Source organism: Candidatus Sarcina troglodytae (assembly GCF_015708635.1).
In the GTDB taxonomy this organism is placed as follows: Bacteria; Bacillota; Clostridia; order Clostridiales; family Clostridiaceae; genus Sarcina; species Sarcina ventriculi.
In genome coordinates, this window is the sequence record NZ_CP051754.1 from 215,652 (window position 1) to 230,611 (window position 14,960).

Sequence of the window (14,960 nt, forward strand, 5' to 3'; positions counted from 1 at the left end):
TAGTGATGGGGAAATTTTTTTATTATTTTGTAATAGCAATTTTTTCTATTAACTTATTTGGATGTGCTGAAGAGGAAAAGAAAGTTGCAGAAACTAGCACAGTTTATACTACCGAAAAAGAAATAAATAGTATAGAAATTAAAAAATCGGCTACTATGGATATAATAGAAGCTGATTTTGATTTAGGGGAAAAAAGTTTTATTACAGAGTTGGGAAATACTGTTTACTATAATGTTAGGGGGCTTGTATCTATACCTAGTAAAGAGGGGAGATATCCAGTAGTTTTAATAATTCATGGAAGATACAATAATACCAGTAATGATACTAGATTTGATAAAGGTTTTAAGTATTTAGTGGATTATTTAGCGAGTTGTGGATATGCTACTTTTACTTTAGATATACAGGGAGCTTATAATTCAAATTTTGGAAATGAAGATGATAATAAAAAGGTTAGAAATATGTTTCCTAGTTTTATTAAAGCTTTTGAGGATGCTAATAACGGAATATTAGACGGGTTTAGTGTTGATTTAACAAGAATGCTTGATTTAGATAATATATTTCTTATAGGACATTCAAGAGGGGGAAAAACTGCGATTGATATAGCTTTAGAAAATGATAATGTAAAGGGAGTAATAAGTGTAGCACCAACTCTTCCAGATGAATTAGATAGGGAATATCCAGATATACCAATATCAATAATAGTTCCAGAACTTGATGGTGATGTTGATACTTTAGATGGTTTTTCATTGTTCGATTCTATAACTTTAAATAAAAATAGGACAAGTGATGTTAATTTACTTTTCCTTAAAAATTCTAATCATAATTGGTTTAATTCTATGCTTATAAAAAATGATTCTAACTATTTAAATGATAAAGAGAAGATAAAAAATCAGATAGGTAGGGTAGATCAAGAAACTTTTTTAAAAAATTTTTCAAGAGATTTTTTAGATAGTGTTTTTTATAAAAATAAGATTGTATCTTTTAATGATTATAGTAGTTTTGAGCCTGCATATATGTATGGTTTAGAGGTGAAAATTCAATTTTGGAGAAAAAAACAGCAAGTAATTTTAGATTATGAAAATATTCATGATATGGTTTATGAAAAAGTAGAAGTTAATGTTTTAAAACAAGCTTTGCAAAGTAGAGAAAATGAGATAGATGGATTTAATCTTCCTCTTCAAAATATTGAAGGCTTTGATTGCAAGAAATTAATAAATATAAAGTGGGAAGATAGATTAGGGGTATTTGAAATTCCTATAAATAATATTAATTTTAAAAAGTATGATAGTTTAATTTTAAATCTAGCAATAGATCCATCAGATAATTTAAATTTAAAAAACCAAAGTCAATCTTTTATAATTAGATTAGAAGATAAATTTGGTAATAAATCTCAAATTGTTTTGGGCGATGAAAGTCAAAGTTTAAATTATGTAGAGGGTGATAATGTATATGGTAAATTTGAAGATAAGATAGTGTATTCTTGGTCAAGTTATACAGTTTTAAGTGATATTAGAATTCCTTTAGAGGTATTTAGTGGGGTTAATTTAAAGAATATAGCTAAGGTAACTTTAATATTTAATCAAAAGGATAGTGGTTCAGTTATGATAAATAATATAAGATTATCTTAAAATATAAATGAAAATGAGAATTTTTTTAAAATAGATAAATTTTAATAAAGTGGTATTAAAAGTTAATATTTTTTAATAAATAAATAAATTGTAATTAGAAAAAATAAACTTTTATCATCAAGTTAAGAAAATGTTATAATATATAAGTAGCGTGGTTTAAAGTAATTTTGTGGATGGTGATAAAAGATATGAGTAAACCCAAAAAGTTAAATGAAGATTTTTATAATGATTCAGCTGTAAATTTGGCTCCAAAACTTTTAGGAAAACTGCTTTGCAGAAGAGTTGATGGCGAAATAAAAAAAATACGTATAACAGAAACAGAGGCTTATTATGGCGAGCAAGATACTGCATGTCATGCCCATAAAGGAAAGACTGAGAGAACTAAGATAATGTATAGAAATGGTGGAGTAGCATATATATATTTGTGTTATGGAATACATTATATGTTAAATATAGTAACAGGAGTTGAAGGGTTTCCTGAAGCAGTTTTAATAAGAGGAGTGGAAGGTTTAATAGGACCAGGTAGACTCACAAAAGCTCTAAAAATAGACAAAACATTAAATGGTGAAGATTTAGTGTCGTCGGAATTATTATGGATTGAGGATGATGGATATATTCCAAATTATGATGCGACACCAAGAGTTGGAATAAACTATGCAACGGAAGAATATAAAAATATCCAATGGAGATTTATTGTGAATAATTCTCAAAATAAACATCAATATGTATAAAGTTTAGTACATATATAGTAAATAATTTTAAAGGGAGTCACCAATCTTATTTTAGTATGACTCCCAATACTTTTATTTAATTTTTTATGTTTTTGTTTAAAAATTTGATAAAAAGATGCATAAAAAAAGAAGTTATAAAATATTATAACTTCTTTTTTATATATTATTTTAAGGTTTTTACTTTTGATGGAGATTGTCTTTTTCCGCATTGTGAAGTACAACCAGAGCAATGACATTCCCCTTTAGCTGATTTTCTTAAATTTTTAAATATTATAAAAGCAACAAATAAAATTATTATAGCTGTTATTATATATTCCATTTTAACCCCTCCATTTGTTGTAAGCATAGCAACATTATAAAATAATAATGAAACAATCCAAGCTAGGCCTATTTGGAAGCATGCTGCCATAATAGTGAATTTGCCTCCAAATTCTTTCTTTAACATACCTAATGCGCTTATACAAGGTGTATATAATAAAACAAATATTAAGAAGGCATAAGCTGATATAGTAGTAAAGTATGCTGGAAGTACTAAATGAAGTTCTCCAGGATAAATTACTTGCATTGTTGATAGAACTGTTTCTTTTGCCATTAATCCTGTTAGTAATGATACAGAAGCTTGCCAGTTTCCAAAACCTAATGGTGCAAAGAATGGAATGAATATATCTCCAATAGATTTTAAAAAGCTAGTATCTATATTAGTGGTAAATCCATGAGCATTAAAGCTTTGTAAGAACCATATTAGAACACTCATAGCAAAAATTATAGTTCCGGCTTTTACTAAAAATCCTTTAGTTTTGCTCCAAATTTGTTTTACCATAGATGTAACTGTTGGAATTTTGTATTCTGGAAGTTCAACCACAAAAGGTTCAGTATCTTTTTTAAATACTGTTTTAGAGAATAAAGTTCCAACTATAAATGCAATAACTACACCAAGTATATATATTGAGGATATAGCTAAGGCTTCATGACCTCTAAAGAATACAGATACAAATAATGCGTAAATAGGTAACTTAGCGTTACAAGACATTAAAGGTGCTAAAAGACCAGCAAGTTTTCTATCTTTTTCACTTTCTAATGTTCTTGCAGAACCTATAGCAGGAACTGAACAACCAAATCCAAGCATCATTGTAATAAATGCTTTACCTGAAAGCCCCATTTTTTTCATTATTCCGTCCATTAAAAAGGCAACTCTTGCCATGTATCCACTTTCTTCTAATAAGAAGATACAGAAATATAAAGATACTATAAGTGGTAAGAATCCTATAATAGAACCAACACCACCAATTATTCCATCTACTACTAATGAACTAAACCATGGAGATGCATTAGCAAGTATGGTGCTAGTTAGATAGTCAGGAATAGAACCTGTTAGAAAATCTGTTAACTTGTCTGCCAATGGTTGTCCAACCCAAGCAAAGGTAAACAAGAATATTAGAACTATTATAGCAAAAAATATTGGATAAGATAGCCATGGGTTTAAAGCTATATTATCAATTTTATCTGTTAAAGAAAGGTTACTACCATTCTTTTTATAGCTAGACTTAAGGTTAGTATCTATGAATTTATATACTTCATTCTCATTTTTAAATTCATAAACCGAGTTGTCTAGATATTTAGAAAAATCATTTGTATTTTTGATAAAATCTTGTACAACGTCCAAACCTTTGCGTTTAGAAGCTGATATTGGTATAACTTTTACTTTAAATTGTTTTTCAAGAGCATTGAAATTTAAAAATATATTTTTCTTTTCAGCAACATCTATCATATTTACTAAAAGAACTATTGGTTTGTTAAATTGTTTAAGTTGCATTGTTAAATATAGGTTTCTTTCAATGTTAGAAGCATCAACTATATTTAAAATAAGGTCAACTTGTTCATTTTGTAAAAAATGTTTAGATACTTTTTCTTCGTTAGAGAATGTATCCATAGCATAAATCCCAGGTAAGTCCACTATTTTTGTATTTTCCAAAAAAGCCTCTTTCTTGTCAACAGTAACACCTGCCCAGTTACCAACCTTTTGTTTAGAACCGGTAAGAGCATTAAATAAAGTGGTTTTACCTACATTAGGATTACCAATCAAAGCGATTGTTTTCATTAATAAATCCTCCCTAGGTAATTTTCTTTTTAGTTTTATTTAAAATTATCATTGATTTAATATTTATTTTAATACTATTCCTTTAATATCACTTTTTCTTAAAGCTATATCAAAGCCTCTTATATTTATTATTAAAGTTTCACCGAATAATACTTTTCTTTTTAATTTTAAGGTAGATCCCTTGATGAAACCTAATGCAGTTAATCTTTTGCATAATTTTTCATCACCGTTTAATTCTACTATTTCAGCAGAGTCACCACATTTTAATTCGTCTAAAAACATTCTTTTTCCCCCTATATAAGTTCTTCTCTTTAAATAAATGAAAATCATTATCAATAAGTATATAATAAGTTTAGCACTATTGGTAGCGTATTACAATAATTAAATGCCATAATATGTAATAAAAGTATTAATATTTAATTAACATTTAATTAATATTTTGTGAACAAAATTTATATTATAAGTTATTGTTTTTATTATTTAATACAATTCTAACATTTGAAAATAAAAATGATATTAGACAAAGAGTTGATTTTGCATCATAAAAAATCTTCTTTATCTAATATCATAAAATTTTATTAACAATCTTTAAATTTTTTACTTTTGATAGACGTATTATTTATATTAACATATATGTGAATTAGTCTTTTTTAATTAACCTCCATACTTTTGAAGCAAAATCTCCCTCAAACATAGGAATATTAAGTCCTAAATTCATCAATATATCTCCTCCTAATGTTAAATTTTCTCCGACAACTTCATAGGAAGAATTTTTGTCTAATCCTTTTAGTTTTAAATTAGTGAAGCCTCTATTTACCGTAGCATATTGTCTAACTAAAGTTACAATAATCTCTTTTTTGTCATCAGATACATACATCCAAGCTACATCATTATCTTCAAAAGGATTAGAAAGTCTATAAAGTTTACCAAATTGAATAGTATCTCTAACTTCTTTATAAAAATTTATTTGTTCTTTCATGATTTCTTTTTCCTCATTAGATAATTTAGTTATATCTAATTCGTATCCAAAATTTCCTGACATAGCTACAGCTCCTCTTGTTTTTAAAGGGGTTATTCTGTGAGCTTGATGATTTGGAACAGCAGAAACATGGCAACCCATTGTAACATTTGGATAGACAATAGATGTTCCATATTGAATTTTAAGTCTTTCTATAGCATCAGTATCATCGCTTGTCCAAACTTGTGGCATATAATAAAGCATTCCAGCATCAAATCTTCCACCACCGCCTGAGCAACTTTCAAATAAAATGTTAGGAAATCTATTAGTTATTTCTTCTAAAATTTCATAAAGACCTAAAATATATCTGTGAGAAGTTTCCCTTTGTCTTGCAGGGTCTAAAACTGATGAAGCTACTTCACTCATGTTTCTATTCATATCCCATTTTACATACTCTATATTGGCGCTTTTTAAAACATTACTAACTGTTTCTATTATATATTCCTTAACATCATTTCTTCCAAGGTCTAAAATAAGTTGATTTCTAGCAGTAGATTTTGTTCTACCATCTATATGAATGCACCAGTTAGGATGTTTTTCATATAATTTACTTATAGGGGAGACCATTTCAGGTTCAAACCATAAACCAAATTTCATTCCCATATTATTTATTTTATTAGCTAAGTTATTAAGCCCACCGTTTAATTTTTCTTCATTAACAAACCAGTCGCCTAAGGAACTTTTATCATCATTTCTTTTTCCAAACCAACCGTCGTCTAAAACAAACAATTCAATTCCTAATGATGAAGCCTCTTTTGCTATTGCTTCAATTTTTTTATCATCAAAATCAAAATAAGTAGCTTCCCAGTTGTTTATAAGAATAGGTCTTGTTTTATCTCTATATTTTCCCCTGCAAAGTCTTTTGCCATAAAGATTATGATAGATGTGGGACATTCCTGTAATTCCTTCGTGAGAATAAGCCATTACAACTTCGGGTGCTTGAAATTCTTCTCCACTTTCTAAAAGCCATTTAAAATCAAAAGGATTAATACCTATTTGAACTCTTGAATTTTCATACATATCAACTTCGATATTAGCCAAGAAGTTTCCACTATAAACAAGGCTAAAACCAAAAATATCTCCAGTATGTTCATTAGTGTCTGGTCTTGCTAATGCTATAAAAGGATTTTGAGCGTGACTACTAGCACCACGTCTACTTTCAATACTTTGACTGCCTCGTCTTAAAGGTGTGCGTACAAAATCTCTTTCTCTTGCCCAAGCTCCTGATAGTTGAATGAAATCAAATTTAGCATCTTTAAAATCAAAATTTGTACTTAAAATTCTTTCAATATTAACAGGTTCTTTGCTTAAATTTTTAACTTTAACGCTTCTTGTTATTGCATTAAATTCTTCAAAAACACTATAAGATAGAATAACTTCCACATTTTTTAAAGAATCGATAAGTGTTATTTCAAGGGTTTCAGCTTCTGTATCATTTTCAATATACGTGGCAGGTAGGTTATCAAGCTTGTTTTTTCCTTTATATATATTATGGCATTTGTATCTTAGGTCAGTTGCGCTTGTACCATCTTTGAATTGAAATTCAATAGCTGGCGATCTAAGATCAGTTGCACCAAAGCTTGGATATTCTAAGCTTGTAGATTCTATCATAAATCCATTGATATTGTCTGTATTAGTTAAAAAACTTCCAAAATCTCTAGTTCTAAAAACGTATTCAACATTATCAGAATTTAGTTTTTTACCCCAATAAAGGCTAATTAAATGATTAGTATCTAAAATTTTTATGATATAACTTGTTTTGTTTGATGATATATGAAACATTTTTTTATTTTGATTAAAACTTATTCCCATAGTGATGTCTCCTTAAAAATAATTTTTTGTATTTGTTTACACAAACCCGTAATTTAATATTAGATTATATATTTGATAAATTTGTTTTTATAGTATTAATTATACATATATACTAGGTAGATTTAAATATACATATGTTAGATGTTATATGTAAAAATGTTATATATAGGTTTTAGAATATAGAGTATTGGGAATAGTAATTAAGTTTTACAAATAATATTTTAATATTTAAATCCAATTAGGTAAAAATTACATTAAATATTAATTTATACTAGAATTGAAATGTAAATTGATATAAAATAATATAACATATAGTGTATTGCATGGAGGAATTTATTATGGCACCTGTTAAATATTCTGAAGATAATTATTTTAAGTATTTAGAATATAAAAATGAAGAACAATCAGATTTGTTTTTATGTCAATGTGGCATTGAGGAATGTTTACCAGAGCATAGTTTTGGACCTGCAGTTAGAAATCATTATTTAATACATTTTATATTAAAGGGAAAAGGATGTTATATAGTAGAAAATAAAAAATATAATTTGACACAAAACCAAGGGTTTTTAATATGCCCAGATACATTAACATATTATGAAGCAGATAAAACTAATCCTTGGACGTATATATGGATTGGTTTTAATGGGCTTAAGGCTAAAAGTTATTTAGAAAATGCAGATTTAAATAGAGAAAATTTGATATTTAATTATGTAAAAAAACCTAATGCTTTAAAATTATATATTGATGAAATATTAAAATTAAAAAATATAAATTTTGAAGATGAACTTAAAAGAGAGGGATTATTGTATTTATTTTTGGCTGAATTGGTTGGAAATACAGAGTATCAAAAAGAGAAAGTGGAAAAGCAAACTGATATTTATATAAAAAAAGCCATAGAATATATAGAGCATAATTATATAGAGGACATTAAAATTACCGATATAGCTAATTTTATTGGAGTAAATAGAAGTTATCTTTTTACTGTTTTTAAGAAAAGTTTAAATATATCGCCTCAGGAATTTTTATTAAACTATAGAATGGAAAAGGCATATGTTTTACTTAATAATGATAAATTATCTATAAGTGATATAGCGAGATCAGTAGGATATAGGGATCCATTAAATTTTTCTAAAATGTTTAAAAAAATAAATGGTGTAAGTCCTAAAGCATACAGAGAAAAAATAAATATGGAATTATAGGCATTTTATAAAGCTAGGTAATAAATTCTAGTATTGACATAAATAATGAAATGTGTTATATAAAAATTATGATTAGCACTCGAATTGATTAAGTGCTAATAAATAAAACATATGTAATATGTTATAAAGGAGAGATTATTTTGGAAAAGAAACAGTTTAAATCAGAATCTAAAAGAATGTTAGACCTTATGATTCATTCTATCTATACAAATAGAGATATATTTTTAAGAGAGCTTATTTCAAACTCGAGTGATGCTATAGATAAGATTTATTATAAAGCATTAACTGATAAATCAATAAGTTTTAATAAAGATAACTACTTTATAAACATACACATAGATAAAGAAAATAGAATTTTAAAAATAGAAGACACAGGTATTGGAATGACTGAAGATGACCTTGAGAATAATTTAGGGGTTATTGCTCAAAGTGGTTCATTAAAATTTAAAAAGGAAAATGAATTAGATGATGAGCATGGAATAATTGGGCAATTTGGTGTCGGTTTTTATTCAGCATTTTTAGTCGCTGATAAGGTTACTGTTATAAGTAGGGCATTAAATAGTGGTGAAGCTTATAAATGGGAATCAGAAGGTGCTGATGGATACACTATTGAAAAAACTAATAAGGAAACAGTTGGAACTGAAATAATACTAAAAGTAAAAGAAAATAATGATGATGAGAATTTTGATAAATATTTAGATGAATATAATATACAATCTCTTATTAAAAAGTATTCAGATTTTATAAGATATCCAATTAAAATGGAATTAACTAAGAGCAAGCCTAAAGAAGGTAGTGAAAATGAATATGAAGAATATAAGGAAATAGAAACTATAAATAGTATGGTTCCTCTATGGAAGAAAAATAAAACTCAACTTAAGGATGAGGATTATAATAATTTCTATTTAGAAAAACATTACGGTTTCGACACACCACTTAGTCATCTTCATATAAGTGTTGATGGGGCAGTAAGTTATAATTCAATTTTATTTATTCCAGAGAGAGCACCGTATGATTTTTATTCTAAAGAATATGAAAAAGGTTTAGAGTTGTATTCAAATGGTGTTTTAATAATGAACAGATGTGCAGACCTTCTTCCAGACTATTTTGGATTTGTAAAAGGGGTTGTGGATTCAGAGGATTTATCTCTTAATATATCAAGAGAGATTCTTCAACATGATAGACAATTAAGACTTATTGCTAAAAATATTAAAACTAAGATAAAAAATGAATTAAAAAGTATGTTAAAGAATAATAGAGAAAAATATGAAAAATTCTATAATTCTTTTGGAAGACAATTAAAATATGGCGTATATAGTGAATTTGGAGCTAATAGAGATGTTTTAGAAGATTTATTAATGTTCTATTCTTCAAAAGAAAAGAAACTAGTAACTTTAGATGAATATTTAGAAAGAATGCAAGAAAATCAAAAATATATCTATTATGCAGTTGGAAGTTCGATAGATAGAATAGAAAAACTTCCTCAAACAGAGCTTTTATTAGATAAAGGATATGAAATTTTATATTTTAAAGAAGATGTTGATGAATTTGCTATAAAAATGTTGAACTCTTATAAAGAGAAAGAGTTTAAGTCAGTGTCTAGTGGAGATTTAGGAATTGAACCTGAGGATAAAAAAGAATTATCAGAAGAGGAAACTAAAGAAACAGGAAATATTTTAGATGCTATGAGAGAAACTTTATCAAATAGAGTTAAAGCAGTTAAAGCATCAAAGATATTAAAAAATCATCCAGTTTGCTTATCAGCAGAGGGAGAAGTAACAATTGAGATGGAAAAGATTTTGAGTGCTATGCCTAATAATGAAGGTGTGAAGGCTGAAAAAGTCTTGGAAATTAACACAAATCATGATGTGTTTAAGGCATTAAAGAATGCTTATGAAAATGATAAAGAAAAGTTTAATTTATATACAAATCTTTTATATAATGAGGCACTTCTTATAGAAGGATTAGCAATAGAAGATCCAGTTGAATTTACAAATAATATTAGTAAGCTTATGAAATAATTTTAATAAAAAACCTCTTCATAAATGTTTATTTTATGAGGAGGTTTTTAGTTATTTTATCATAGGAGGAATATGTTTTTAATAAAGATTAATATAATATTAGAGAAATACAATTTATAATTCTAAAAATTTAGATTGGGTTTTAATTTAAGTTATTATAAAAAATACCTAGTAAAATGGTTTTAATTTTATAAATTATTTCTATATTTTTTTATATATTGTACTAATGTTTTTATATTATTAAATTAAATAAATGATATAAAAATTTATTTAATTAATTTTAGGTTTATTGTTTATTTAAATTGAATAATGTGATAAAATAAGGCCTAATTTGTAAAGGCTTTAGCTTTTATATTGTAATCATATAATTTTACAATCGTATACATATTTAATTATTATTACAAAGGGGGAAGATATATGAATGCAGTACCTACTTATAATATTCATGATATAGTACTTAGAATTGTTCTAGCTGGAATTTTAGCGGGAGCTATTGGTCTTGAAAGAGAGCTTCGTTCAAAAGAGGCTGGGCTTAGAACTCATTTTTTAGTTGGAGTTGGTAGCGCTCTTATAATGATAGTATCTCAATATGGATTTGCAGATGTTTTAAGGTATAATAATATTTCTTTAGACCCAAGTAGAATTGCAGCACAAGTTGTAAGTGGAATAGGTTTTTTAGGTGCAGGAACTATAATAATTGAAAGAAAAATAGTAAGAGGTTTGACAACAGCAGCCGGTATATGGGTTGTAGCAGCAATAGGTCTTGCATCAGGTTCTGGTCTTTACATGATAGCTATTTTAGGAACAATTGCAGTTTTGGTAGGACTTGAGTTTTTTCAAAGAATATTTAAATTAAGTTCTCATAAAGTTATTGAGATGAATATTAAGGTTCAATCTAAGCCTAAAAATGAAATAATGGATATACTTGGGAAGAATTCTAATTATATTTTAAGTTATAAAATTGAAAAAGAGGCTTTAGATGAGATAAATATATATCATATAAGTTCTAAGTTTAGATGTAAGAATAATGTAAAAATCATGGAGTTAGTAAATGAAATTAAAGATTTAAGTGGCGTTGTATGTGTAAATGTTGAAAATTATTAAAAAATATTTTAATTTATATTTGAAATAATAAAAAAGGTTTGTATTAAATAAAACTATGTGTAGTTTTAAAGAATACAAACCTTTTTGTATTTTCAAGTTTAATTAAATAAAGGTACAAATTGAAATACTATTCCAAGGACTGCCGCTAAAATAATTATAAAGATTGGATGAACCTTTTTAGAGAATAGAAGAATACCTGAAATCACTGTAATTACAATTTCATGCCATTCTCCATTGAATGTTTTTCCTATGTAAGCTGTTTTACAAACCATAACTAAAGCACTTAAAAGTAATGCGATTAACGCTGGTTTCATTCCTTTTAAACAAGCATTCCAAACAACAGAATCTTTAAATTTAGAGAAGGCTTTAAAGGCAATTGATACTAAAATAAATGGTGTAGTACATAGTCCAATCATGGCTAATATTCCACCTGGAACTCCTGCTAATTTAAATCCAACAAAATATGTAAGGTTAACTGAAACAGGGCCAGGAGCTATTTGGCATATACCTATATAGCTTGTAAATTGAGCTGCTGTTATCCAATGCATATTGTTTACCAAAAGACTTTTTATAAATGGAAGCATTGCGTATCCTCCACCAAAAGCTAATGTTCCAACCGCTAAAAATACTACATATAATTGAATTAATATCATTATTTAGCTCCTCCTTTATCTCTGAATAAGAATCTAAATACAAATAAACCGTAAATTGCTGCTGCTATTATTACAACTGCTGGATTCACATTAAATACTTCTAAAGCAATAAGTACAATAATTGCAACTATAATGTTATGCACATTTTTTTTAAGTTTTGCAGCAAATTTAACAACTGCTAGTAAGATAAGCATAGGAACTACTCCATCTATACCAGTTATGGCAGCCTTAACATATGGGTTTTGGTCAAATGTTAGTAATATAGTAGAAATTATAAAAATTATAACAAAAGAGGGTAATAAAACTCCTAGAAGGCAAGAAATAGCTCCGCCAATTCCTGCTAATCTATAACCAATAAAACCTGAAGATGTTATAGCTAATGGCCCAGGAAATGTTTGGCAAATACCTACAGTTTCCATATAATCTTCACCAGACATCATTTTTTGTGTTTCAACAAGTTCTCTTTCCATTATCCCAACCATGGCATATCCTCCACCGTGTGTTGTAGCAGAGATTTTTAAATATGTCCAAAAGAGGTGTAAATATTTTTTCATATGTAATCACTCTTTCTTTTAAATTTATAATAATTTGTTTTAAATTATTTTAAGGAATAAGAATAATTTATTGTAAAATGAATTATAATTGCAGTTTGTTAAGTAGCATAGTAAAAGCCGCACCAGTTGAAATTATATTTTCTTTAAAATATCCTTCAGTGGTATATATCGAATCTACTGAGCCATTATTATGTATATTTTTTAAATGATAACAAAGCAAATTGTAAATTAAACAATCTAATTGAATTAAGGGACCATTTATAACTATCCTATCTGCATTTATTAGATTAGAAAAATTATTTAGTCCTAAGGATAATATTCTAATTCCTTCATTTAATGCCTTAAAAGAAAAATTATTTGTTTTTTCTGAATAGTTAATCATGTGTTCAATAAATTTAGTATTGCTTAAGTCAGCTTTTGTATACTTAAATTCATCTTTTATATTTTGAACTATTAAATCTAAAGAAATATCTTTGTTTGAATATTTTTTATATATTTTTTGTATGCCGCCAATAGTTGCGTAAAGCTCAAGACAACCATTGTTTCCACAAGGACAAGAATCACCGTCATATTTAATTGTCATATGACCGAATGCATCTTCTTTGCTATTAGGATTTTTTATTATTTTTCCACTAACGACTAAGCCATATCTAATTCCAAGCCCTAAGTTTACATAAGCAACTTTTTGAACTAATGGATTATAGTTAAAGTGAAATTCTCCTAATGCTGCCATGTTAGCCCCATTTCCTATAAATAGAGGAAATGAAAAGTGTTTAGATACTAATGATTTTATATCGGCTCCACTCCAAGAATTGTTTTTAAAGTTAGTCACATTTCCTAAAATACCAGTTTTAATATTTACAGGTCCAACAGTTCCAATACCCATTCCTAGTATTTTATCTCCATTGATATGTAATTGATTTAAAGCATCTTTAATTTTAGATGATAGATAATTAATTACAGATTCAGGAGTCGAAGTTTCTGTCATTGTAATTTTATGATTAAAAATTATTTTTAGAGAACTATTTAGTATAATTACTTCTGAATAACTTCTAGCTAAATCCATGCCTATTATATAAAAACTATCTTCTTTACTACCATAAATAATAGGTGGTCTGCCACCTGTTGATTTATCAGTACCAATTTCTTTTATAAGATTTTTATTTATTAAAGATTGCAATAATCTATTTGCTGTGGTTTTAGGCAAATTAAGTTCAGTCATTATATCTTTCTTTAATTTGTTATTAGATGTGATTATTGCTTTATAAATTTGCTTTTCTTTTTGGTTTAAGTTATCTAAGCTAAACAAAATATGCATCTCCTTAAAACATTAAAAACTTAAATCCAATTTGGACTCAAGAAAATTATATTATTAACAAATTGTTAAGTCAAGTTTTGTAAATGTTTATATTTAAAGATTAACTATGTAAAATATTAATATTAAGGTTATTAAAATAAATTGTAAAAAACTTTAATAAGGTTTATTTTTCTTTATATAAAAATTTAAAAACAATTAAACCATAAACTGCATAGATAACAATTAATATAGCTGGATTTAGATTGAAAAATTCTAAAGCTATGATAGCTATAATAGCAAGTATTATATTATGAGCATTTTTTTTGAACTTTGTACCAAATTTTACAATAGCAAGTAGTATAAGCATTGGTACAACGGCATCTATACCACTTATGGCAGCTTCTACATAGGGGTTTGTATGATATTCGACAAGTAAAGATGATATTATAAAAATTACTATGGCAGATGGCAATAAAATACCCAAAAGAGCTGCAATGGCACCTGTTAGACCATATAATTTATATCCTACAAAGGCAGTGGATGTAATTGCAATAGGTCCAGGAAATGCTTGGCACATACTTATAATTTCCATGAATTCTTCATCAGAAATTAATTTTTCATTTTCAACTAATTCCCTTTCTGTTATTCCAATCATAGCATAGCCACCTCCATGAGTTGTGGAAGATATCTTTAAATATACCCAAAATAGATGAAATAATTTTTTCAATATATAGTCACCCTTTCAAAATTATTTTTTATTTATTTAAACAAACTTAAATCCAATTTGGATTTAAGTTGATTATAAAATTAATAATTAAATTGGTCAAGATATGGATTTGTTTACA

Annotated in this window: 12 protein-coding genes; 5 read left to right on the forward strand and 7 right to left on the reverse strand. The window is 27.0% G+C overall.

Annotation, left to right across the window (positions count from 1 at the left end):
• The first annotated feature begins 5 nt into the window (after nt 1-5).
• Both HH195_RS01000 and HH195_RS01005 read left to right on the forward strand, forming a co-directional pair.
• A complete protein-coding gene (locus HH195_RS01000) occupies nt 6-1,628 on the forward strand; it encodes an alpha/beta hydrolase (RefSeq protein ID WP_196371253.1) in 1,623 nt (540 codons plus the stop codon).
• A 188-nt stretch (nt 1,629-1,816) separates the two neighbouring features.
• Nucleotides 1,817-2,359, forward strand: a complete 543-nt coding sequence (locus HH195_RS01005) for a DNA-3-methyladenine glycosylase (protein ID WP_055259828.1) — start codon at nt 1,817-1,819, stop codon at nt 2,357-2,359.
• A 163-nt stretch (nt 2,360-2,522) separates the two neighbouring features.
• Here the strand turns inward: HH195_RS01005 and feoB are convergent, their stop codons facing one another.
• From feoB to HH195_RS01020, 3 genes are all read right to left on the reverse strand, one after another.
• Complete coding sequence (gene feoB / locus HH195_RS01010; RefSeq protein WP_082663307.1) at nt 2,523-4,457, reverse strand: ferrous iron transport protein B; 1,935 nt, start codon at nt 4,455-4,457, stop codon at nt 2,523-2,525.
• Between the two features lie 63 nt (nt 4,458-4,520).
• Nucleotides 4,521-4,739 carry a FeoA family protein gene (locus tag HH195_RS01015; protein ID WP_055259826.1) on the reverse strand — a complete coding sequence of 73 codons (219 nt, stop codon included), beginning with the start codon at nt 4,737-4,739 and terminating at the stop codon, nt 4,521-4,523.
• Nucleotides 4,740-5,097: 358 nt separating this feature from the next.
• The gene (locus HH195_RS01020; protein ID WP_196371254.1) at nt 5,098-7,287 is read right to left on the reverse strand and encodes an alpha-galactosidase; all 2,190 of its coding nucleotides are present in this window, start codon (nt 7,285-7,287) and stop codon (nt 5,098-5,100) included.
• Nucleotides 7,288-7,625: 338 nt separating this feature from the next.
• Between HH195_RS01020 and HH195_RS01025 the strand changes: the two genes are divergently transcribed.
• The 3 genes from HH195_RS01025 (at nt 7,626) to HH195_RS01035 (ending at nt 11,611) form a co-directional block, all read left to right on the forward strand.
• Entirely contained in the window at nt 7,626-8,486 is an 861-nt protein-coding gene (locus HH195_RS01025; protein WP_196371255.1) for an AraC family transcriptional regulator, read from the forward strand.
• Between the two features lie 140 nt (nt 8,487-8,626).
• The gene (gene htpG / locus HH195_RS01030; protein WP_058992300.1) at nt 8,627-10,507 is read left to right on the forward strand and encodes a molecular chaperone HtpG; all 1,881 of its coding nucleotides are present in this window, start codon (nt 8,627-8,629) and stop codon (nt 10,505-10,507) included.
• Nucleotides 10,508-10,924: 417 nt separating this feature from the next.
• Nucleotides 10,925-11,611, forward strand: coding sequence for an MgtC/SapB family protein (locus tag HH195_RS01035; protein ID WP_196371256.1), 687 nt, complete (start codon nt 10,925-10,927; stop codon nt 11,609-11,611).
• Nucleotides 11,612-11,709: 98 nt separating this feature from the next.
• Here the strand turns inward: HH195_RS01035 and HH195_RS01040 are convergent, their stop codons facing one another.
• From HH195_RS01040 to HH195_RS01055, 4 genes are all read right to left on the reverse strand, one after another.
• Entirely contained in the window at nt 11,710-12,264 is a 555-nt protein-coding gene (locus tag HH195_RS01040; RefSeq protein WP_055259816.1) for a chromate transporter, read from the reverse strand.
• The gene (locus tag HH195_RS01045; protein WP_196371257.1) at nt 12,264-12,818 is read right to left on the reverse strand and encodes a chromate transporter; all 555 of its coding nucleotides are present in this window, start codon (nt 12,816-12,818) and stop codon (nt 12,264-12,266) included. Before HH195_RS01045 ends, HH195_RS01040 begins: the two co-directional genes overlap by 1 nt.
• An 82-nt stretch (nt 12,819-12,900) precedes the next feature.
• On the reverse strand, nt 12,901-14,127 hold the full coding sequence (locus HH195_RS01050; protein WP_196371258.1) for an ROK family transcriptional regulator: 1,227 nt from the start codon (nt 14,125-14,127) through the stop codon (nt 12,901-12,903).
• 172 nt (nt 14,128-14,299) lie between these two features.
• Nucleotides 14,300-14,842, reverse strand: coding sequence for a chromate transporter (locus HH195_RS01055; protein WP_196371259.1), 543 nt, complete (start codon nt 14,840-14,842; stop codon nt 14,300-14,302).
• Nucleotides 14,843-14,960 lie beyond the last annotated feature (118 nt).